This is a genomic window from Variovorax sp. PBL-H6 (assembly GCF_901827155.1).
Lineage (GTDB): Bacteria > Pseudomonadota > Gammaproteobacteria > Burkholderiales > Burkholderiaceae_C > Variovorax.
Genome location: NZ_LR594659.1, coordinates 4,614,181 through 4,634,224, shown reverse-complemented (window position 1 = coordinate 4,634,224; position 20,044 = coordinate 4,614,181). Strand labels below are relative to the sequence as shown.

The 20,044-nt window shown below is 67.3% G+C and carries 20 protein-coding genes and 1 pseudogene; 12 read left to right on the top strand and 9 right to left on the bottom strand.

Annotation, left to right across the window (positions count from 1 at the left end; genetic code table 11):
• The first annotated feature begins 7 nt into the window (after window positions 1-7).
• Window positions 8-910, top strand: coding sequence for a LysR family transcriptional regulator (locus G3W89_RS21950; RefSeq protein ID WP_162576156.1), 903 nt, complete (start codon window positions 8-10; stop codon window positions 908-910).
• Here G3W89_RS21950 and G3W89_RS21945 read toward each other — a convergent pair.
• Window positions 907-2,118, bottom strand: a complete 1,212-nt coding sequence (locus G3W89_RS21945) for a D-amino acid dehydrogenase (protein WP_162576155.1) — start codon at window positions 2,116-2,118, stop codon at window positions 907-909. The two genes, G3W89_RS21950 and G3W89_RS21945, sit on opposite strands and share 4 nt — an antisense overlap.
• A 222-nt stretch (window positions 2,119-2,340) precedes the next feature.
• Between G3W89_RS21945 and G3W89_RS21940 the strand changes: the two genes are divergently transcribed.
• From G3W89_RS21940 to G3W89_RS21920, 5 genes and pseudogenes are all read left to right on the top strand, one after another.
• Entirely contained in the window at window positions 2,341-3,222 is an 882-nt protein-coding gene (locus G3W89_RS21940; RefSeq protein WP_162576154.1) for a transporter substrate-binding domain-containing protein, read from the top strand.
• Between the two features lie 131 nt (window positions 3,223-3,353).
• Entirely contained in the window at window positions 3,354-4,106 is a 753-nt protein-coding gene (locus tag G3W89_RS21935; protein WP_269474983.1) for an aspartate/glutamate racemase family protein, read from the top strand.
• A 47-nt stretch (window positions 4,107-4,153) separates the two neighbouring features.
• Window positions 4,154-4,324 (top strand): annotated as a pseudogene (locus G3W89_RS33725) (dienelactone hydrolase family protein); the annotation flags it as partial.
• 104 nt (window positions 4,325-4,428) lie between these two features.
• A complete protein-coding gene (locus G3W89_RS21925; RefSeq protein ID WP_162576153.1) occupies window positions 4,429-5,310 on the top strand; it encodes a ZIP family metal transporter in 882 nt (293 codons plus the stop codon).
• Window positions 5,311-5,440: 130 nt separating this feature from the next.
• Window positions 5,441-5,665 carry a hypothetical protein gene (locus G3W89_RS21920; protein WP_232076676.1) on the top strand — a complete coding sequence of 75 codons (225 nt, stop codon included), beginning with the start codon at window positions 5,441-5,443 and terminating at the stop codon, window positions 5,663-5,665.
• Window positions 5,666-5,689: 24 nt separating this feature from the next.
• Here G3W89_RS21920 and G3W89_RS21915 read toward each other — a convergent pair whose 3' ends face one another.
• The 8 genes from G3W89_RS21915 to G3W89_RS21880 form a co-directional block, all read right to left on the bottom strand.
• The gene (locus G3W89_RS21915) at window positions 5,690-5,899 is read right to left on the bottom strand and encodes a dodecin (RefSeq protein WP_162576152.1); all 210 of its coding nucleotides are present in this window, start codon (window positions 5,897-5,899) and stop codon (window positions 5,690-5,692) included.
• A gap of 88 nt (window positions 5,900-5,987) precedes the next feature.
• Window positions 5,988-6,587 carry a DUF3299 domain-containing protein gene (locus G3W89_RS21910; protein WP_443083214.1) on the bottom strand — a complete coding sequence of 200 codons (600 nt, stop codon included), beginning with the start codon at window positions 6,585-6,587 and terminating at the stop codon, window positions 5,988-5,990.
• Between the two features lie 5 nt (window positions 6,588-6,592).
• Entirely contained in the window at window positions 6,593-7,855 is a 1,263-nt protein-coding gene (locus tag G3W89_RS21905; RefSeq protein WP_162576150.1) for an ABC transporter permease, read from the bottom strand.
• A complete protein-coding gene (locus G3W89_RS21900) occupies window positions 7,852-8,556 on the bottom strand; it encodes an ABC transporter ATP-binding protein (protein ID WP_162576149.1) in 705 nt (234 codons plus the stop codon). The genes G3W89_RS21905 and G3W89_RS21900 overlap by 4 nt, the downstream gene beginning before the upstream one ends.
• A gap of 10 nt (window positions 8,557-8,566) precedes the next feature.
• Window positions 8,567-9,112 (bottom strand): DUF2796 domain-containing protein, encoded by a 546-nt coding sequence (locus G3W89_RS21895; RefSeq protein ID WP_162576148.1) that lies wholly within the window; start codon window positions 9,110-9,112, stop codon window positions 8,567-8,569.
• The gene (locus tag G3W89_RS21890) at window positions 9,109-10,020 is read right to left on the bottom strand and encodes a sulfurtransferase (protein ID WP_162576147.1); all 912 of its coding nucleotides are present in this window, start codon (window positions 10,018-10,020) and stop codon (window positions 9,109-9,111) included. The genes G3W89_RS21895 and G3W89_RS21890 overlap by 4 nt, the downstream gene beginning before the upstream one ends.
• A gap of 16 nt (window positions 10,021-10,036) precedes the next feature.
• On the bottom strand, window positions 10,037-10,954 hold the full coding sequence (locus tag G3W89_RS21885) for a DMT family transporter (protein WP_162577594.1): 918 nt from the start codon (window positions 10,952-10,954) through the stop codon (window positions 10,037-10,039).
• Window positions 10,955-10,969: 15 nt separating this feature from the next.
• Window positions 10,970-12,118 carry an aromatic ring-hydroxylating oxygenase subunit alpha gene (locus tag G3W89_RS21880; protein WP_162576146.1) on the bottom strand — a complete coding sequence of 383 codons (1,149 nt, stop codon included), beginning with the start codon at window positions 12,116-12,118 and terminating at the stop codon, window positions 10,970-10,972.
• Between the two features lie 245 nt (window positions 12,119-12,363).
• On the opposite strand from G3W89_RS21880, the gene xseB reads away from it, so the two are divergent.
• The 6 genes from xseB to G3W89_RS21850 all read left to right on the top strand — a co-directional run bounded on the left by xseB (window position 12,364) and on the right by G3W89_RS21850 (window position 20,042).
• The gene (gene xseB, locus G3W89_RS21875; RefSeq protein ID WP_162576145.1) at window positions 12,364-12,630 is read left to right on the top strand and encodes an exodeoxyribonuclease VII small subunit; all 267 of its coding nucleotides are present in this window, start codon (window positions 12,364-12,366) and stop codon (window positions 12,628-12,630) included.
• Window positions 12,627-13,541, top strand: coding sequence for a polyprenyl synthetase family protein (locus G3W89_RS21870; RefSeq protein WP_162576144.1), 915 nt, complete (start codon window positions 12,627-12,629; stop codon window positions 13,539-13,541). The genes xseB and G3W89_RS21870 overlap by 4 nt, the downstream gene beginning before the upstream one ends.
• A gap of 14 nt (window positions 13,542-13,555) precedes the next feature.
• Window positions 13,556-15,442, top strand: a complete 1,887-nt coding sequence (gene dxs, locus G3W89_RS21865; protein ID WP_162576143.1) for a 1-deoxy-D-xylulose-5-phosphate synthase — start codon at window positions 13,556-13,558, stop codon at window positions 15,440-15,442.
• A 95-nt stretch (window positions 15,443-15,537) separates the two neighbouring features.
• Window positions 15,538-16,617 carry a TRAP transporter substrate-binding protein gene (locus G3W89_RS21860; RefSeq protein WP_162576142.1) on the top strand — a complete coding sequence of 360 codons (1,080 nt, stop codon included), beginning with the start codon at window positions 15,538-15,540 and terminating at the stop codon, window positions 16,615-16,617.
• Between the two features lie 204 nt (window positions 16,618-16,821).
• Complete coding sequence (locus tag G3W89_RS21855) at window positions 16,822-18,672, top strand: type I secretion system permease/ATPase (RefSeq protein WP_162576141.1); 1,851 nt, start codon at window positions 16,822-16,824, stop codon at window positions 18,670-18,672.
• Entirely contained in the window at window positions 18,669-20,042 is a 1,374-nt protein-coding gene (locus G3W89_RS21850; RefSeq protein WP_162576140.1) for an HlyD family type I secretion periplasmic adaptor subunit, read from the top strand. The genes G3W89_RS21855 and G3W89_RS21850 overlap by 4 nt, the downstream gene beginning before the upstream one ends.
• The last annotated feature ends 2 nt before the right edge of the window (window positions 20,043-20,044 follow it).

Sequence of the window (20,044 nt, the reverse complement as noted above, 5' to 3'; positions counted from 1 at the left end):
TTGCTCGATGCGCCTGCGCCACATCGAGGTCTTCAACGCCATCATGCTCACCGGCAGCGTGAGCGCGGCGGCCAGGCTCATCAACATCACGCAGCCGGCCGTCAGCCGCACGCTGCAGCATGCGGAGCTCCAGTTGGGATTTCCGCTGTTCCAGCGCGCCAAGGGGCGCCTCACCCCCACGACCGAGGCGCAGGCGCTGTATCCGCACATCGAGCGCCTGTTCGCTCAGCTCGACGAGGTACAGCGGCTGGCAGCCCACCTGCGCACGGGCAGCGATGCGGGCGAGCTGCGCATCCTCACGGTGCTGGCGTTGAGCTATGAAGTGCTGCCGCGTGCGCTCAAGGCCTTTCGGCAGAAGCACCCGGGAATTGCCGTCACCGTGGAATCGCTGCATTCGCCGCAGATCATGTCCGCGCTGCTTCGGCAAGAGGCGGATGTCGGCTTCGCCTTCAGTCCGGCGGTGCATCCCTCGCTCACCCAGGAGGCGCTGGCCGACAGCCGAATGGTGTGCATCGCACCCAAGGGGATGTTGCCGCGCGTGCTGGTTCGCAATGGCTCGGCGGCGCTGCACGATCTGGTCAAGGTCCCGGTGGTGGGGCTCGACAGCCGCGACCCCGTGGGCACGACCCTGAGCCAGGCTTGCAGGCAGGCCGGCGTGGGTTTTCAAGAGGCGATCGTCACGGTGCAGACCTACCATGCCGCGCTTGCCATGGCGCACCATGGCTTGGGCGTGGCGCTGGTCGACGGCTGCACCGCCAGCTCGGCCGATCGCGACAAGGTGGATGTGCTGGCGCTCGAGCCGCGCATCCCGGTGCCGATCCGTGCCTTGCGATTTGCCGAGCGGCCCGATTCGGTGGCGGTCCGCGGCATCACGCGCTGCATGCGCGATGCGATCGAGGAGATGGCCTAGCCAGCCAATTGCCGCGCCACGCGCTCTGCCGACCCGAAGGCCAGCGTGAAACCCAGCGCGCCATGGCCGGTGTTGAACAACATGTTCGACGGCGCACCGGCCACGCGACCGATGATCGGAACGCCTGTCGGTGTGGCCGGGCGCATGCCGGTCCAGGGATGGAGCGCCTGCATGCGGCTGGCCTGCGGAAACACGGCGCGCGTCGCCGCCGCCAGCGTCTCGATGCGCGTGGCCGGTATGCTCGCATCGTGCCCCACCAACTCGGCCATTCCGGCCACCCGCAGGCGCGAGCCGATGCGCGCGAACACCACCTTGCGCGCGCTGTCGGTCACGCTGACGCGCGGCGCGGCGTCGGGTGCGCCATCCACATCGACCGTGATGCTGTATCCCTTGAGCGGATAGACCGGCAAGTAGCTGCCGAGCTGGCGACCCAGCCGGTGCGAGGCGGTGCCGAGGGCCATGACGAAGGCGTCGGCCTCCAGGTCGCCCGCGCTGGTGCGCACCGCAGCCAGACGGCCATCACCGCGTTCGAAGCCCTGCACCTCGCAGTCGAGCAGGAAGCGCACGCCGCGCGCCCTCAATGCACCTTCGAGCGCGATGCAGAGCTTGAGACAGTCGGCAGCGCATTCGCTGGGCGTGTGGATGGCGCCCGCCATCTGGTCGCGATATGCCGTCAGTGCCGGTTCGATTGCGATGCATTCGTCGGGCGTGACCAGGCGCTGCTCGCTGCCCATCGTGCGCTGAAGCGCGAGTTGACGGCCGGCGCCATGCAGCGAGGCGGCGCTCGCATACAGAACCAACTTGCCTGTGCTGGAGAAATCGCAGTCGGGTTCGAGCTCGGCGAGCATGGCATCGAACGCGGTGCGGCTCTCGGCAGCCAATCCCAGCAGTCGAGCCGTGGTCTCGCGCGAGGTGCGCGCGTTGCATGCCGCGAGAAAGGCCAGCCCCCAACGCCACTGCAGCGGATCGAGCTGGGGCCGCAGCTTGAGCGGGGAGGAGGGCGAGAACAGCAACTTCGGCAGCTGCTTCCAGATGGAGGGATCCGCCAGCGGCTGCACGTAGGAATAGCTCAGCTGCGCGCCATTGCCGCCGCTCGCGCCGGACCCGGGCACCGCGCGATCAACCACGCTCACCTGGCAGCCCCGCCGGCTCAACTGCCAGGCCGTGGCCAAGCCGACGATGCCCGCACCCAGCACACCCACATGCATGACGCCTTCTTCCTGTCGCTTTCATTGGAATGTGCCGACTCTAGGCGGTGGCCGCCGGTGCGTGAAATGCCAAAAGCGCGGCGGCCCATAGCCAAAGCTCATGCCCTCGAGCGCCCAAGTCATAACTTTTGATCATGGCCATGCCCGCAAAAGGAATTGTGACGACGGAGTGAATCGTTCCTACACTCCGCAACACATTTCAATCCGACCGAAAGGGCTCGCATGAAGATTTCCGTATTGGTGGCCGCCGTGTCGCTCGCTGCTGCCGCAACCGGCGCGCAGGCTGCCGACACCCTGGCCAAGATCGCCGCCTCCGGCAAGATCACGCTCGCCTACCGCGAGTCCTCGGTGCCCTTCAGCTACCTGGATGGAGGCAAGCCGATCGGCTTCTCGGTCGAGCTCTCCAACGCGGTGGTCGAGGCCGTCAAGAAGAAGCTCAACAAGCCCAACCTGGAGGTGGCGATGATGGCCGTGACCTCGCAGAACCGCATCCCGCTGCTGAGCAACGGCACCATCGACCTCGAGTGCGGCTCTACCACGAACAACAGCGCACGGGCCAAGGACGTGAGCTTTGCCGTCAACCACTTCTACACGGGTACGCGCCTGCTGGTGAAGAAGTCGTCGAACATCAAGGACTACGCCGACCTCGCGAAGAAGACAGTCACCAGCACCACCGGCACCACCAACGCGCTGGTCATGCGCAAGTACAACGCCGAGAAGAACCTCGACATGGACCTCGTGCTGGCCAAGGACCATGCGGATGCCTTCCTGCTGGTCGAGAGCGGCCGCGCGGCGGCCTTCGCAATGGACGACATCCTGCTGTACGGACTCATGGCCAACGCGAAGAACCCGGCCGAGTTCGAGGTGGTTGGCGAGGCGCTGCAGGTCGAGCCCTATGCCTGCATGCTGGCCAAGGACGACACCGCTTTCAAGAAAGTGGTGGACGATACCTTCATCGGACTGATGAAGAGCGGGGAGTTCGAGAAGCTGTACAACAAGTGGTTCATGCAGCCGATCCCGCCCAAGAACGTGCCGCTGAACCTGCCGATGAGCCCGCAGCTGCGAGACAACATCAAGTCTCCCACTGATAAACCGGCCACATAAGCTCTCCCCGAGGCTTCGCGCACTTCGTGTCGCTTTCGCCAACCCCCTTCCGGGGGCGACACCAGCGGCCCGGCAAAGCCGGTTCCGCGGTGTCTCTGGAATGAAGCCAGGCTCATCGGAAAACTCGATCCGTGACAAACGTTGTTGGCATTCTCGGCGGCATGGGGCCGGCGGCCGGCGCCGACTTCGTGCGCCTCTTCGTCGAAGCCTGTGCCCGGCTCATGCGTGCGCGCGGCGAGCCGGTGCGGGACCAGGCCTTTCCCGAGCACTGGCTGGCGCAGGTGCCGGTGCCCGACCGCAGCGGCGCAATCGAATCCAACGCGCTCGGCGCCCATCAGCCGCTCGAGCCCATGCTGCAGGCGCTGGGCCGGCTGGCCGCCCTTGGCAGCCGCGCCGTGGCGATCGCGTGCAACACGGCCCATGCCTGGCACGCGACGCTGCAGGCGCGCTTTCCGCAGGTCGAGGTGTTGCATGTGGCGCGCGAGGTCTCGGCCCAGCTGGCGGCCGAGGGCGTGCGCGGCACGGCGCTGATGGCGACCGAGGGCACGTACCGCGTGGGCCTTTACGAGCAGGCGCTCGCCGATGCGGGCCTGGCGTGCCACTTGCCGCTTGCAGAGGAGCGCAGCCTGCTGATGCGCGGCATCTACGAAGGCGTGAAAGCCGGTGACATGCGTTTGGCGGAGCATTGCTTCAGCCAGGTCGCACTGCAACTGGCGCAGCGGCATGGGCCTGTGGCCATCGTCATGGGCTGCACGGAGATCCCGCTGGGGCTGCAAGGCTCGGCCGCCGTTGCCGGGCTGCGGCTGGTCGATCCGGCACGGGTCCTGGCTTCGGCGCTTGCCTTGCGGGCCTATGACGGGGTTTCCCAGCGGATTCATGCTTGATCGCCTACAGTGCCGCCTTTGCGCTCCAAGCGGGCCTCCGTCCCTGTGGCGGCAAGGACCAGGGCATCCCTTGACACGGTTGATAAGATGAAAGCGGCTCTTGCCACCGGCTCGCCGGCGGCCAAGCCTCGCAGTTCGTCGTGTACCCCGAAGCGGGCCACGCCTTCCACGCCGACTACCGGCCGAGCTACGTCGCGGGCCCGGCCGAGGACGGCTGAAAGCGAAGGCGGGCCTGGTCAAGACTCACGGCGTCGACTGAGGCGCCTCGCTTTCTGCTGAAAGCCGTCCGATGGGCGGCTTTTGTTTTTCTCGTGAAGCCGACATGAACCTGTTCGTCATCATCGCCGCCACCCTGGTTGCCGGCATCGGAAGTGTCTGGGTCGCCGCGCTGCTGCTGCGCGTGGGCGTGCGCCGCGGCGGCGGCGTCGATCCGCAGCACCTCCTGAGCCTGGCCGCCGGTGCGCTGCTGGCCACGGCCTTCATGCATCTGCTGCCCGAGGCGTTCGAGAGCCGCATCGAACCGGGACTGCTGTTCGGCGTGCTGCTGGGTGGGCTGGTGCTGTTCTTCCTGCTCGACAAGGCCGAACTCTGGCACCACGGCCATGAGCATCATCATGGCGAGGAGGCGCAGCACCGACATGTACATGGGCACGGACACGGACACGCGCATTCACAAGGCCACGAGCCTGTGCGCAAGGGTGGCGGCTGGGCCGTGCTCACCGGCGACAGCGTGCATTGCTTCGGCGACGGCATCCTGATCGCCTCGGCCTTCATCGCCGACCTGCGCCTGGGGCTGGTCGCGGCGCTTGCGGTGTTGGCGCACGAAGTGCCGCATCACATCGGCGACCTGGTCGTGCTGCGCCAGAGCTCGCCCGATGCGCGTGCGGCGTTGGTCAAGGTGTCGCTTGCCGGCACCATGACCGCGCTGGGCGGCTTGGCTGGTTGGTGGCTGGTTGACCAGCTCCATGGCTGGCTGCCTTACTTCCTGGTGCTGGCTTCCAGCAGTTTTGTCTACGTCGCGCTGGCTGACCTGATCCCACAGTTGCAGAAGCGTCTGACCGCACGCGAGACCGCGTGGCAGGTCGCCTGGCTTGCCGCGGGTCTCCTGCTGGTGATGGGCGTTAGCCGGCTGGCCCATGGTCCGCACGGGCATGCCCATGAGCATGCCGAGCCTGCCCACGAGGAACACGGACACACGCCCTGAAGGCCGCGAACGCGCTAATTTCCGACACGCCGGCCGTTCGGCCGGTTGCAAACTCGGGCTACCCAAGTCGGGCGAGGAGGCTCACACTTGGGGCTCGCCAACGCGAGCCATAACAGCCTAGGAGCCGAACATGAACCGCGCCGATCCACCGCTGCGCTCCGTCGATCCCATCGACGATCCAACGGAAGAAGAACTAGAGGACGACGAGCTGTCCGCAGACGAAGCTCTGGACGAAACCGAGGTGTCCGACGAGCTTTCCGAAACGGGCATCGACCTGAGCGACGCCAGCGAGCTCGATGCCGACAACGTGCCGGCCGACGAGGAATTCGATCGCGTCATGCAAGCGCCGGACTGAGAAGGTCCCTACCGGGGCCTTTCTTCAGTCCTCGAGGGTGAAGCCCACTTTCAGCGTGACCTGCCAATGCGCGATCTTGCCGTCCTGCACGTGGCCACGGGTTTCGGTGACCTCGAACCACTGGATGTTGCGCACCGACTCGCTGGCCTTCGCGATCGCACACTGCACGGCATCGTCGCTGCTCGTGGGCGAGGAGCCGGTGAGTTCGAGGATCTTGTAGACGTGATTGGACATGGAGCGCTCCTTGGGTAGTGGGACCAGGTGCGCTGCCGTGAAAGGGCAGCGTCCCGTTCATCATAGGCGCGGGCCCTGCAGCTGTCCGCTACTTCGCGCCGCTGGTGTACTTGGTGACGGTCTCCGCCGTCACGTGGTAGCCGCTTACGCCCATCATCGAATCGTTGCGCAGGGTCTGGAGCTTGCCGGTGATCCACACCGTGTCCATGGCGCGGAACTTCGCGCCATGGCGTGGGCGCACATGCACGATCTGGTTGGCCGGCGGCGGCGGGGTGTGGATGCAGGCGCCGAAGTAAGGCACCAGCAGGAACTCCGTGACCTCGCCCTTGTTCTCTTCCAGCGGCACGATGAAGCCCGGCAGCTTGATCTCGATGCCGTTCATTGCCGGGTTGGTCGGCGCGTTGTTCGACGCTTCCTGCATCTTCATCAGCAGCTCGTTGGCGCGCGGATCGCCGTCCTCGAGCTTGCTCAGGTCCATGCCCTTGAATTCCTTCATCGGGTCCCAGTCCTTGGGCACCAGTTCTTCCCAGGCGATCAGCCGCGGCTGGCCCGCGGCGGGCTTGGCGCCGGCGTCCTTGCCGCCTAGGGGATTCGCGGGCGAGGTCGACTGCGGCGCGGGGTCGGCTGCAAAGGCCGTCACGGTCGCGGCGCACAGCGCAAGGAGCAGGGGACGCAAGGTCTTCTTCATCATGTTCAGGTCCTTGGAGAGAGGCCGTCGGCGAGCGAGAGACGGTAGGCGCGCACGCCCGGCAGCAGGCTCGCCAGCCAGCCCGCCGCCAGCAGGGCAGCGAGCAGGGCCCATTCATCGAGTGTAGGTTCGGACAGCGAGAGTGCCAGCCCGAACCGGGCCTGCAGCCATGGCGAAAGCAGGGCGATGCCCAGCGCCGCGGTCACGAGGCCCAGCACCACGCCCAGCAGCGTGACGATTGCGCCTTCGAGCGCCAGCAATGCCAGCACATGGCGCAGGCTGGCGCCCACCGCGCGCAGCACCGCGAGCTCGCGGCGCCGCTCGTTCAGACCGGCCATCACCACCGACACCAGCCCCGCGAGGCTCACCAGTGCGACCAATGCGGACATCAGCAGCAGCGCGTTCTCGCCGACGCCGATCACGCTCCACAGCTCGTCGAGCGCCACGCCGGGCAGGATGGCCATCAGCGCTTCGGGCTGGTAGGTTGAAACCCAGCGCTGCACCGAGAACACTGCCGCCCGGTTCTTGAGCCCCACGAGCGCGGCCGTCACGGTCTTCGGCTTGAGATCGAACTTGCGCACCTGCTCGGCCGGGATGTGCACGCCCGGCAGCGGCGCCCCGCCGCGCCATTCGAGGTGCAGGGCCTCCATCGCTTCGAGGCCGATATGGACCGTGCGATCGACCGGCGTGCCCGTGCGCGCGAGAACGCCCGCCACGACGAAGGGCTTGTCGGAGTGCTCGGCCACGTTGAGCTCGCCGCTGCCGTGCGCCAGGGTGATGCGCTGGCCGACTTGGTAGCCCAGGCGATCCGCCACCTCGGCGCCGATCACCGTGTCGAAGAGTTCGGCGAACGGCTTGCCCTCGCGCAGGCGCAGCGGCTGGCGATTGCCGTAGCGGAAATGCTTGAAGTAGTCCGGCGAGGTCGCGAGCACCGCGAAGCCGCGGTGTGAATCGCCCAAGGACAGCGGCACCACCCAGTCCACGCCCGGATGCGCGGCCAGCGCCTGCACGCTCTGCCACTGCATGTTGTTCGTGGCGGCGCCGATGCGGAACACCGAGTACAGCAGCAATTGCGATGAGCCGGTGCGCGCGCCGACGATCAGGTCGGTGCCCGAGACCGATGCGGAGAAGTTGTCACGCAGCTCGGTGCGTATGCGCTCGACGCCCAACAGCAGGAAGGTGGACAGCGCGATCGACAACACCGTGAGTGCGAGCGTGAAGCGGCGGTTCCAGGCGCTCTTCCACGCGATGGCGATGAGCGTCCTCATGGCTGTGCAAGCTGCGCCGCGCGGTTGATCTCGGGCAAGAGCAGATGCCGGCCGAAACGGGCGGCGATGCGCTGGTCGTGGCTCACGAACACCAGCGCGCTGTGGTTCGTGCGGCAGGCCTCGACGAGCACGTCGAGGAAAGCCTCGCGGCGGTCCTCGTCGAGTGCCGAGGTGGGCTCGTCGGCGATCACGACCTCGGGATGCCCGATGAGCGCGCGTGCCGCCGCCACGCGCTGCTGCTGTCCGACCGACAGCTGCAGCGCCTCGCGCTTCCACATCGTTTGCGGCAGGCCCATCGCTTCGAGCAGTTGGCCCGCCTGTGCGCGGGCGCCGCCTTCGCGCCCGGCCTGCTCGCGGCGTCGCGCCGAGAAGCGGCAGGGCAACAGTACATTGTCGAGCACGCTCAGGTAGGGCAGCAGGTTGAACTGCTGGAAGATGTAGCCCACGTGCGCCACGCGCTGGCGGTCGCGCGCGGCGCCCGAGAGCGCGGCCCAGTCCTGGCCCAGCAAGGTGACGCGGCCAGCATCCGCTACCAGCACGCCGGCCAGCAGCGACAGCAGCGTGCTCTTGCCGCAGCCGCTCGGCCCGTGCAGGAACACGGCCTCGCCGGCCTCGATGTCGAGATGTTCGATGTCGATGCAGGGGGCAGTGGCGCCAGGCCAGGCGAAGCGCAGCGCTTTGGCCGAAAGGACCGCACTCACCGCAGCAACGTCACTTGCCGCCCCACGTCAGACGCGTGGCGGGCCGTTTGAGCGTGCGCTTGAACTGGCCGTCGGGCGCGACGATCTGCACGTCAATCTGCCGCACGGCCTTGAAGGCGTTGAACAACGCAAGTTCGATGAACTTCGTTTCCGTGGCCTTGGTGCAATTGAACGCGAAAGTGCCATCGAGATCCGCATGGCCTTCGCCCGCGCCGGTCTCGGCCTTGCCCACGCCCAGCGCCGCCGAACGGAGCGTGACGGGACCCAGCTTGCAATTGGCGGCAGGGTCGATCTTGAACAGCTGGTCGGCCGCGCGCAGCTGCGCAACGACGTCGTCGGCCATCTTCTTCTCGGGCTCGGTCTTGGGCGCGTGCTCGAAGCCGACAAAGTTCTCGAGCGGCGATTCCATCTCGATCACCACGGTCGGGCCCTCGATGGCGATGTCCAGCTTGAGCTGGCCGTGGACATGCGCGCGCGGCTGTGCCAGCGCGGCCAGCGGGGCTGCCGCGACCAGGCCCGTGAACGCCAAAGTCCAGAGAGGGCGTTGAAGGTTCATGCATCCGCACCTTGCCGGGTCGGCAGTCCCGGGGTGTTGCTCCATTCGCTCCAGCTGCCGGCATAGAGCGCGGTCGGTCCGAGCCCCGCAACCTGCATCGCCAGCACGTTCGGCACCGCGCTTACGCCGCTGCCGCAGTGGTGGACCACCGTGGCGGGGTCGCGGCCCTGCAGCAGCGCTTCGAACTCGGCGCGCAGCTGCGCGGCAGGCTTGAACTTGCCCTCGGGGCCGAGGTTCTCGCTGAAGGGCCGGTTCAGAGCGCCGGGGATGTGACCGGCGATCGGGTCCAGAGGTTCCACCTCGCCGCGATAGCGTGCGGCGGCGCGCGCGTCGATCAGCGTCTGGTCGGCTGTCTCGAGCCGCGCGGCGACGGTGCGTGTGTCGACCAGCGGCACGAGCGGTTCGCCAAGGACAAAGTTCGATTGGAAGCGCGCCGGCTCCTCGCCCTCGTGGGTCGCGCCGCCCGCCGCCTGCCAGGCCTGCAGGCCGCCGTCGAGCACGGCCACGGCGTCGTGGCCCATCCACTTCAGCATCCACCAGAGCCGGCCGCAGTAGTTGGCGCCGTTGCGGTCGTAGACCACGGCCTGCATGTTGTTCGCAAAACCGATGCCGGAGAGCCAGGCCGCGAACTTCTCGCGGCTGGGCAGCGGATGCCGGCCGCCCGAAGCGGGCAGGCCCTCGTCGGCCTGCGTCACCACGACCTCACCGTTGGCGCCGGGAACGCCATGCTTCGCGCTCAGGTCGGTGTCGAGGTTCGCGTAGATCGCTCCAGGGATGTGGGCCGCCAGGTACTGCTCGAGGCCGGCCTCGGGCTTCATCAGGTCGAAGCTGCAGTCGAACACCATCTGCGGGGCCCCGCTGCGCTGCAGGTCCATGAACTGGTCGACGGAAATCAGGGTCTGGTACATGGCAGTCCTTTCTTGCTCAATGCTCTTCGGCGGGCGCTTTGGGCAGCGAGCGCTGGCGCAGGACGGTAGCCGCGATGCCGCTGCCGACGATCAGCACCATGCCGGCCCAGCCGGCCGCATCGATGCGGTCGCCGAACAGAAGCACACTGTAGACGGCCGCGAAGACGATGCCGGAATATTGCAGGTTGGCCACGACGAGCGTGCCGCTTTGGGTTTTGGCGCTGGCATAAGCGCGCGTCATGCACAGCTGGCCCAGGGCTGCGAGCACGCCGACCGGCAGCAGCCATGCCGCGTGCGCCCAGGTCCATCGCTCCCATGGCGTGAAGCTGCCCAGCACCGTGACGAGGCCACCGGCAACCGCCGAGCCGACCGCAAAATAGAAAACCGTGCGCGACTCGGGCTCGCCTACGCGCGAGAGCGCGACCACCTGCATGTAGGCGAAGGCGGCGGTCAGCCCCGACAGCAGGCCCACCAGCCCCGCGAAGCCCTGGCTCTCGCCCACGCTGGGCCTGAGCATCAGCACCACGCCGCCGAACCCAGCCAGCACGGTCAGCACCAGCGGCCCTTGCAGCGGTGGCCGCGCCACTCGCCCGTCGCGGCCCGGCACGGGCACCCAGGCGAGCAGGGCCCCGCCGACCAGGAACGCGGCAATCCAGACACTGCTCATGTAGTTGAGCGTCATGGCGGTCGCCAGCGGCAGGTGGGCGATCGCGTAGAACCATGCGCCCATCGAGAACACGCCGATCAGGCTGCGCCACGCGTGCATGCCGGGATAAGGCGTGGCGAGCGTGATGCCGCGCTGGCGCGCCAGCGCCCACAGGAACAGCATGCCGATGAGGCCGCGATAGAGCACCAGCTCGGCGCTCGTGAACCAGGCCGAGGCGATCTTCACGCACACGCCCATGGTGGCGAAGATCAGTGCGGCCAGCACCATCCAGAGAGCTTGCACTTAGGGATTCGTCTCGCTCATCTCGCGGCGATACCACTCATGGAACTGCTGCATCCCGTCTTCCATCGGGCTCTGGTAGGGGCCGCTTTCATCGTCCCCGCGCAGCATCAGCGCGCGGCGTCCGGCGTCCATGCGCTCGGCGATCTCGTCGTCCTCCACGCAGGTCTCCATGTAGGCGGCCTGCTGCGCCTCGACGAACTCGCGCTCGAAGGCGACGATCTCCTCGGGGTAGAAGAACTCCACCATGTTGAGCGTCTTCTGCGGGCCCATCGGGTGAAGCGTCGACACGGTGAGAACGTGCGGATACCACTCGATCATCACGTGCGGGTAGTAGGTGAGCCAGATCGCCCCGTACTTGGGCGGCTTGCCCTCGCGGTACTTCAGCAACTGCTCCTGCCACTTCTGGTAGACGGGGCTGCCGGCGCGGCCCAGCCGGTTGGCAACGCCCACGGTCTGCACCGAGTGGTGATGGCCGAATTCCCAGCGCAGGTCTTCGCAGGTCACGAAGCTGCCAAGGCCGGGATGAAAGGGCCCGACGTGGTAGTCCTCGAGGTAGACCTCGATGAAGGTCTTCCAGTTGTAGTTGCACTCGTGCAGCTCGACGCGGTCGAGCGCATAGCCTTCGAAGTCGAGGTCCTCGCGCGGACCGAGCCGGGCCAGGTCGGCGGCGACATCGCGCCCCACGCCCTGCGGGCTCCGCTCGAACAGCAGGCCGTTCCATTCGGTCAACGGATAGTTTTGCAGGTCCAGGCAGGGATCTTGCGTGAAATGCGGCGCGCCGATCAGCTTGCCGGTGGTGCGCGCGTCGGCGGCGGCGTAGGTCCAGCGGTGCAAGGGGCACACGATGTTGCCGCCGCCGGCCTGCTGATCGAGCGTGCCTCGGCCCTGCAGGATCAGCGCCTGGCGATGCCGGCATACATTGGAGATCAGCTCCACGCCCTTGGGCGTGTGCACCAGCGCACGACCCTGCTGCTCCTGCGGCAGGGCGTGATAGTTGCCCGGTTCGGGCACTGCGAGTCGATGGCCGACGTAGCGCGGACCGCCGGCGAAAAGGGTTTGCAGCTCGCGGGCATAGAGCGCCTCGTCGAAGTACGCGGAAACCGGGAGTTGGCTGGAAGCCTGCTGCAGTCGAAGACTTAAATCAGACATGGGTGACCTGACCAAGCTCCCCACAGGGAGGAAAGAACCAAAACGAGCTGCCGCTGAGGGTGGGCGGCCCGAAGAAAATCGCCGGCTGGGGCCGGCGCGAGAGCGGGTGATTGTACCCCGGGAAAAATACGCATGCTGCTGTTTTGCCCTCTGTCGGGAAGGGCCTGGGTAGCCTGGTGGTGGCGCCGAGCGGCGGGCCATGATGCCCTGCGCCCTAAAATGCCTCGTTTCACCCCCGTCGCTGCATGCCCAAGGTGTCCCCTCCGTCCCCGCCAGCTTCTTCCTCCGCTCCCGATGCCGGGACCCTGCCCGCAACCTACGAAGCCGGGCTTCAGGAGCTCGAACAACTGGTGGCCGAGCTCGAATCGGGGCAACTGCCGCTCGACCAACTGCTCGGCAGCTACCAGCGGGGCGCCGCGCTGCTGGCCTTTTGCCGCGACAAGCTGCAGGCAGTCGAAGATCAGATCAAGGTGCTCGATGCAAACGGCCTGAAGGTCTGGAACGCCGAATGAGGGCCGCCGATACCCCGCGCTGGGACGCACAGCGCCTTGCGGCGTGGAGCGAACCGCTGCTCGCGCATGTCGAGGCCGCGCTGTCGCGGTGGGTAGGCGTCGATGCGCCGGTCCTGTTGGGCGATGCGATGCGCTACGCCGTGCTCGACGGCGGCAAGCGGCTGCGGCCGTTGCTGGTCTTCGCCGCCAGCGAGTCGGTGGGCGGCCAGGCCGAGGCCGCGCTGCGCGCCGCCTGTGCGGCCGAGCTGATCCATGCCTATTCGCTCGTGCACGACGACCTGCCCTGCATGGACAACGACGTGCTGCGCCGTGGCAAGCCCACCGTGCATGTGAAGTTCGGCGAGGCCGATGCGCTGCTGGCCGGCGATGCCTTGCAGGCCCTGGCTTTCGAGCTGCTCACGCCCGAAGACGAAGGCATCGCGCCCGCGGTGCAGGCCCGGCTGTGCCGCCTGCTGGCGCGCGCGGCCGGCAGCCAAGGCATGGCCGGCGGCCAGGCAATCGACCTGGCCAGCGTCGGCCTCGCGCTCGACGAGGCCGAACTGCGCGAGATGCATCGCCTGAAGACCGGCGCCCTGCTGCAGGGCAGCGTCGAGATGGGCGCCGCCTGCGGCAGCATCGATGCCCAGGCGCTCGATGCGCTGCGTGCCTACGGCGCCGCGATCGGCCTGGCCTTCCAGGTGGTGGACGACATCCTCGACGTCACGGCCGACTCGCAGACCCTCGGCAAGACCGCGGGCAAGGACGCGGCGAGCGACAAGCCCACGTATGTTTCGCTGCTCGGCCTCGACGGCGCGCGTGCGCAGGCGCGCGAGCTGCTGGTCGACGCGCTGCAGGCGCTCGAGCGCAGTGGGCTGGCCGATACCGGCGCGTTGCGCGCGCTGGCCTACATGGTCGTGGACCGCGATCGATAGAGAACTACAAACCCATGGCCCCGCTGCTCCCCACCCTCCACGATCCCTCCGCTCTGCGTCATTTCGACCGCGGGCAGCTCAAGCAGCTGGCCGACGAGGTGCGCAGCTGCGTGCTCGACAACGTCTCGCGTACCGGCGGTCACCTGAGCTCGAACCTCGGCACGGTCGAGCTCACGGTGGCGCTGCACCACGTGTTCAACACGCCTCACGACCGGCTGGTGTGGGACGTGGGCCACCAGACCTATCCGCACAAGATCCTCACCGGCCGGCGCGAGCGCATGCCCAGCCTGCGCCAGATCGGCGGCATCTCCGGCTTTCCGCAGCGCAGCGAAAGCGAGTACGACACCTTCGGCACCGCGCATTCCTCCACCAGCATCTCGGCTGCGCTCGGCATGGCATTGGCGGCCAGGCAGAAGGGCGAGGACCGGCACGCGGTCGCGATCATCGGCGACGGCGCGATGACCGCCGGCATGGCCTTCGAGGCGCTCAACAACGCGGGCGTGTACGACGACTGCAAGCTGCTGGTGATCCTGAACGACAACGACATGTCGATCAGCCCGCCCGTTGGTGCGCTCAACCGCTATCTTGCGCAGTTGATGAGCGGCAATTTCTACGCCGCTGCCAAGAACGTGGGCAAGAGCGTGCTGCGCGCCGCGCCGCCGCTCTTCGAACTGGCCAAGCGGCTCGAGCAGCATGCCAAGGGCATGGTGGTGCCGGCCACGCTCTTCGAGCAGTTCGGCTTCAACTATGTGGGCCCGATCGACGGACACGACCTCGACTCGCTGGTGCCCACGCTCGAGAACCTCAAGCACCTGCAGGGCCCGCAGTTCCTGCACGTGGTCACGAAGAAGGGGCAGGGCTACAAGCTGGCGGAGGCCGACCCGGTCGCTTACCACGGGCCCGCCAAGTTCGATCCGGCCATCGGCCTGGTCAAGCCCGCCACCGCGCCCAAGCAGACCTTCACGCAGGTCTTCGGTCAATGGCTGTGCGACATGGCGGCACACGACAAGCGACTGGTCGGCATCACGCCGGCGATGCGCGAGGGCTCGGGCCTGGTCGAGTTCGAGCAGCGCTTCCCCGAGCGTTACTTCGACGTCGGCATCGCCGAGCAGCACGCCGTCACCTTCGCCGCGGGCCTGGCCTGCGAAGGACTCAAGCCGGTGGTCGCGATCTACTCGACCTTCCTGCAGCGCGCCTACGACCAGATGATCCACGACGTGGCGATCCAGAACCTGCCGGTCGTCTTCGCGCTCGACCGCGCGGGACTGGTGGGTGCCGACGGCGCCACCCACGCGGGCGCCTATGACGTCGCCTTCATCCGCTGCATCCCCAACATGAGCCTCGCCTGCCCGGCCGACGAGGCCGAGTGCAGGCAGCTGCTCTCCACCGCCTTCGCGCAGGATCATCCGGTGGCTGTGCGCTATCCGCGCGGCGCTGGCGCCGGCGTCGCGACCCCGCCGGGGCTGGACGCGCTGCCCTTCGGCAAGGGCGAGCTGCGCCGCTCGGGCCAGCGCATCGCGATCGTGGTCTTCGGCACGTTGCTGTACCCGGCGCTCAAGGCCGCCGAGGCGCTCGATGCAACCGTGCTCAACATGCGCTGGGTCAAGCCGCTCGACGTCGAGCTGCTGCTGAAGACCGTGGCCACGCACGAGTGCATCGTGACCCTCGAGGAAGGCGCCGTCATGGGCGGCGCGGGCAGTGCGGTCATCGAGGCGCTGCAGGCGGCCGATGTGCAGCGGCCAGTGCTGCAGCTCGGGCTGCCCGACCGCTTCATCGAGCACGGCGATCCGGGCAAGCTGCTCGCGAGCATCGGCCTCGACGCGGCCGGCATCGAGCAATCGATACGCGAGCGCTTCGGCGCGAGCGAGCCCGCAGGGAAAACCCGACCCGGGGCCATGTAAGCACTTTTTACAATCTTGCTGCCTCGACAGCAAAGTCGGCAACGCGGCCACGAGCCGCGTTCTTGTTTTTTCCAAGTACTCGGAGTCAACCTCAAATGGATCGTCGTTCCCTTATCAAAAACGCAGGCATCGCCGGCGTCCTCGCTGCCGGCATCGCGCCCGCAGTCCACGCGCAGGCGGCGGTGCGCTGGCGCCTGGCCTCGAGCTTTCCCAAGTCGCTGGACACAATCTACGGAACGGCCGAGGTGTTCGCCAAGCAGGTGAGCGACGCAACCAGCGGCAAATTCCAGATCTCCGTGCATGCGGGCGGCGAGCTCATGCCGGCTTTCGGCGTGGTGGATGGTGTGCAGAACGCCTCGGTCGAGATGGCGCATACCGCGCCGTACTACTTCTACGGCAAGGACCCGACCTTCTGCCTCGGCTGCGCGGTGCCCTTCGGCATGAACACGCGACAGATGAACGCCTGGATGTACGAAGGCAACGGCCTCAAGCTGATGCGTGCCTTCTACGCCAAGTACAACATCTTCAACCTGCCCGGTGGCAACACGGGCGCGCAGATGGGCGGCTGGTTCCGCAAGGAGATCAAGTCGGTCGCCGACCTGAAGGGCCTGAAGTTCCGCACCAACCCCTTTGCGGGCAGGGTGCTCGAGCCCTTCGGCATGATCCCGCAGTCCATCCCCGGCGCCGACCTGTACCCTGCGCTCGAGAAGGGCACGCTGGACGCGCTCGAATGGGTCGGCCCTTACGACGACCAGAAGCTGGGCTTCAACAAGGTCGCGAAGTTCTACTACTACCCCGGGTGGTGGGAAGGCGGCCCGCAGCTGGACTTCTACATCAACACCAAGGCCTGGGAAGGCCTCTCGGCCGAGTACAAGGCCATCGTCGAAGCGGCGGCCGCGCAGGCCAACATCACGATGACCGCGAAGTACGACGCGCGCAATCCCATTGCACTGAAGCAGCTGGTCGGCTCGGGCACGGTGCTCAAGCCCTTCACGCACGACGTGATGAACGCCGCCTTCAAGTCGGCCCAGCAGATCTACTCCGAGCTGAACAACACCAACCCGGAGTGGAAGAAGATCTACGGCGACTGGGCCAAGTTCCTGGCCGACCAGAACGCCTGGTTCCGCTTTACCGAAGGCACCTTCGATCGATTCATGCAGCAGCAGAAGCTGTGATCGGGTAATCCGTTTCCTGATCCTGAAGCGAAAAGCCCCGCCAGTGATGGCGGGGCTTTTTTCTTGGGCACGCAGCATCGGCGAGCCTTGGTGCAAGTCCGGGCTCCTCTGTTCCAAGACGTCAGAATTCATCAGGTTCATCTGGCCTTTTTTCTCGCAGAATCACGCGCGGCCGCGTGGTCGCACGCAGATTCAAGGGACGGAATGGACAAGAAAAATGAAGCGGGGGCCGCCGTGCGTGCTGCCGTTCCCCGCATTGGCGCACCGCCACGAAAACCAGAGCGCAACGTGAGGGCCGATCGGTCAACGCTGTTCGACCCCGTCGTTTCCTGGCCGGTATCGCATGGCATCGCGGGTGCGCTTCTTGCCAGCTCCGTGGTTCACCTGCTGCTGCTGATCCCGACCCTCATCACGCTACAGATCTACGACCGGGTGTTGACCAGCCGAAGCAGCGAAACCCTGCTCATGCTGCTGGCCGCCGCGGCGCTGTCGCTGGCAGCATGGTGGATGACCGACACCTCGCGCGTGCGCTGGCATGCGGCATGCGCGGCGGGGTTGGAAGCACGGCTGACGCGCGCGCTGATCCCGTTGATGCTTCATGTTCCTGCTTCGCAGGCGGGCGCGATGGCCGAGCAACTGTGGCGGGACGTCGCATCGCTGAGGGGATTCGTCGGCGGCCCGGCGCTCCTTGCGGCGATCGACCTGCCCTGGAGCCTGATCTACCTGCTTGTCATCGCCGCCTTCCATCCATTGCTGGGCGCCGTGGCGCTGGCCGGAACGCTGATGCTCATCGGGCTGGCCTGGCTCACCGAATGGCGATTGCGAGGCGCCGTGGACTTGGCCGGGCAGGCCCGGACGCAGGCGCAGCGCAGAACCAGCGAGATCGCAGACTTCGCCGAAGTACTGCAAGCGCATGGCCAACAAGGCCAGGTGGGCGCAGCGCTGGGCACCATCAAGGACCGCGCATCGAGCGCGCAGCTTGCCGCCGATCTTCCGGGCCACAGCCTCAAGGGCTGGGGCAAGCTGCTGCGCCAGGTCTTGCAGTTGGCGATGCTTGCCACCGGTGCATGGCTGGTGCTCCACGACCGGGCCACTGGCGGCGTGATGATCGCGGGCAGCATCCTGCTCGGCAAGGGCTTGATGCCGCTGGAAGTGCTGATCGGCAGCTGGAAGCAGCAACTGGAAGCTCGAAAGGCATGGGCTCGGCTGCGCCATGGCTTGGCATCCCAGGGTCGGGCCGCCAGTCTCTTGCCGGAAACCGTCCTGCCGCCCAGCCGCGGCGAGCTGCGCATCGCGCATCTGGGCGTCAGGCCCTCGTGCGATGTGGCCAGCATCCTGCACAACCTCGACTTCGAGTTGCCTTCGGGTGCGCTGCTCGCCGTGCTGGGAGACAGCGGCAGCGGCAAGAGCACCCTGGCGCGCGTATTGGCCGGCGTGCAGGCAGCCAGCCAGGGTGAGGTGGCGCTCGATGGCGCCGCGCTGCATCAATACAGCCCACAGGCCCGCGGCCAGGCCACCGGCTACTTGCCACAGGATGTGCAATTGCACAGCGGCAGCGTGGCCCACAACATCGCTCGCCTGTGGCAGCCGACCAAGCCCCTCACGCCCGAACAAAGCGAGGCCGTGATCAAGGCCGCGAAACGCGCCGGAGCCCATGAGCTGATCACTTCGCTACTCAAGGGTTACGACACGCTTCTCGGCCACGATCCCGGGGCGCAGGCCCTCTCGGGCGGCCAGCGCCAGCGCATCGCCTTGGCCCGCGCAATCTACGCCACGCCGGGCTCCGGCGAGCCGAGCTTGGTCATCCTCGACGAACCCAACAGTCATCTCGACGCCGATGGTGAGGCAGCCCTGGAGCGCTGCCTCCACGGTCTGCACCGACAGGGAACCACGGTTGTGGTGATCACCCACCGTCCACACCTGATCGGCCTGGCCAGCCATGTGCTGATGCTGGGCCAGGGTACGGTCGAGCAGTTCGGTCCGCGCGAGCAGGTGCGGCAATGGATGATCAAGCGCAACCAGGCCATGTTGGCGAAGCAGGGGGACCGGACATGAGCGCCGATCACACCCCTTCGCCACCCTGGCAGCAGGAAATGCGCCGCGCCCTGCGCGCGGGCCTGTGCGGTACCTTGCTCGGCATCCTTGCGCTGAGCGCCTGGGCGGCGCTGGCGCCACTGGCCGCCGCTGTGGTCGCAGAGGGCACGGTCAAGTCGGTGGGCAACCGCAAGACTGTGCAGCATGCCGAAGGCGGCATCGTCGCCGCCATCCACGTGAAGGACGGCGATCGGGTCGTGCAGGGCCAGCCGCTCATCACCCTGGCCGATGAGCGCGTGGCTGCTGGCGCACAGGCGCTGCGCGAGCAGTGGATGATGAGCATGCTGAAGGCGCAGCGGCTCGAAGCCGAGACCGCCGGCAATCGGTTCGCGCCGGACCTCAAGGCTCTGGACGAGCGCATCGCTGCAAGCGGCGAGATGGGCGACCTGCCGCAGTGGACGGTGCTCGCCCAGCGCGAGCAGGGACTGTTTGTCGCCCGTGCCCACCAGCAGGCCGAGCAGGCGCGTTGGCTGAGCGAGCAGCTGTCGCAGATCCAGCGCGAGATCGCGACCCAGGGCGAACTGATCGCCACGACCGAGTCGGCCTCGAAACTCGCCCAGAGCGACCTTGCCGCCAACGAGAAGCTCAAGGCCGATGGATTCATCAGCGACGCGAGACTGAGCGAACTGCAGCGCGTCGTGGTCGACTACCGCGCCCGCGTGCAGGCCAGCCAGGGCCAAATGGCACAGGCGCGCCAGAAGGAGGCGGACATCCGTCTCAAGCTCTCGGCGCAGAAGACGGAATTCGCGCGAGCCGCGGCCGACGAGCTGAAAGACGTAACCGCCCAACTCGCGCAGATCGAACAGGCGCTGCGCCCGGCGCTCGATGCACAGACGCGGCAGCGGCTCGTGGCGCCGGTCGCCGGAGAAGTGGTGGACCTGAAGGCACACACCGTCGGCGCCGCCATCGGGCCGCGCGAGCCGGTGATGGACATCGTGCCCACCGGCTCGGAGCTGATCATCGAGGCGCGCATCGCGCCGGCCGATATCCGTGACGTGCAGCGTGTGCAGGCCAACACGGGCGTTGCGCACGTGATGCTCACCGCGTACCGCGCCCGCGCCACGCCGCAGGTCGAGGGGCTGCTCAGCTATGTGGGCGCCGACCGGGTGACCGATCCTCGTTCGGCCAACCCAGGTGCGCCCTACTACGTCGCGCATGTCACCGTGAGTCAGGAAGCGCTGCAGGCTGCCAGCAAGCTGGCGGGCCAGCCGCTGGTGCTGTCGCCCGGCATGCAGGCAGAGGTGTTCATTCCCACGGGGGAGCGCAGTGCGTGGCGCTATCTGTTCGATCCGGTGCTCGATGGGATTCGGCGAAGCATGCGGGAACGGTGAGG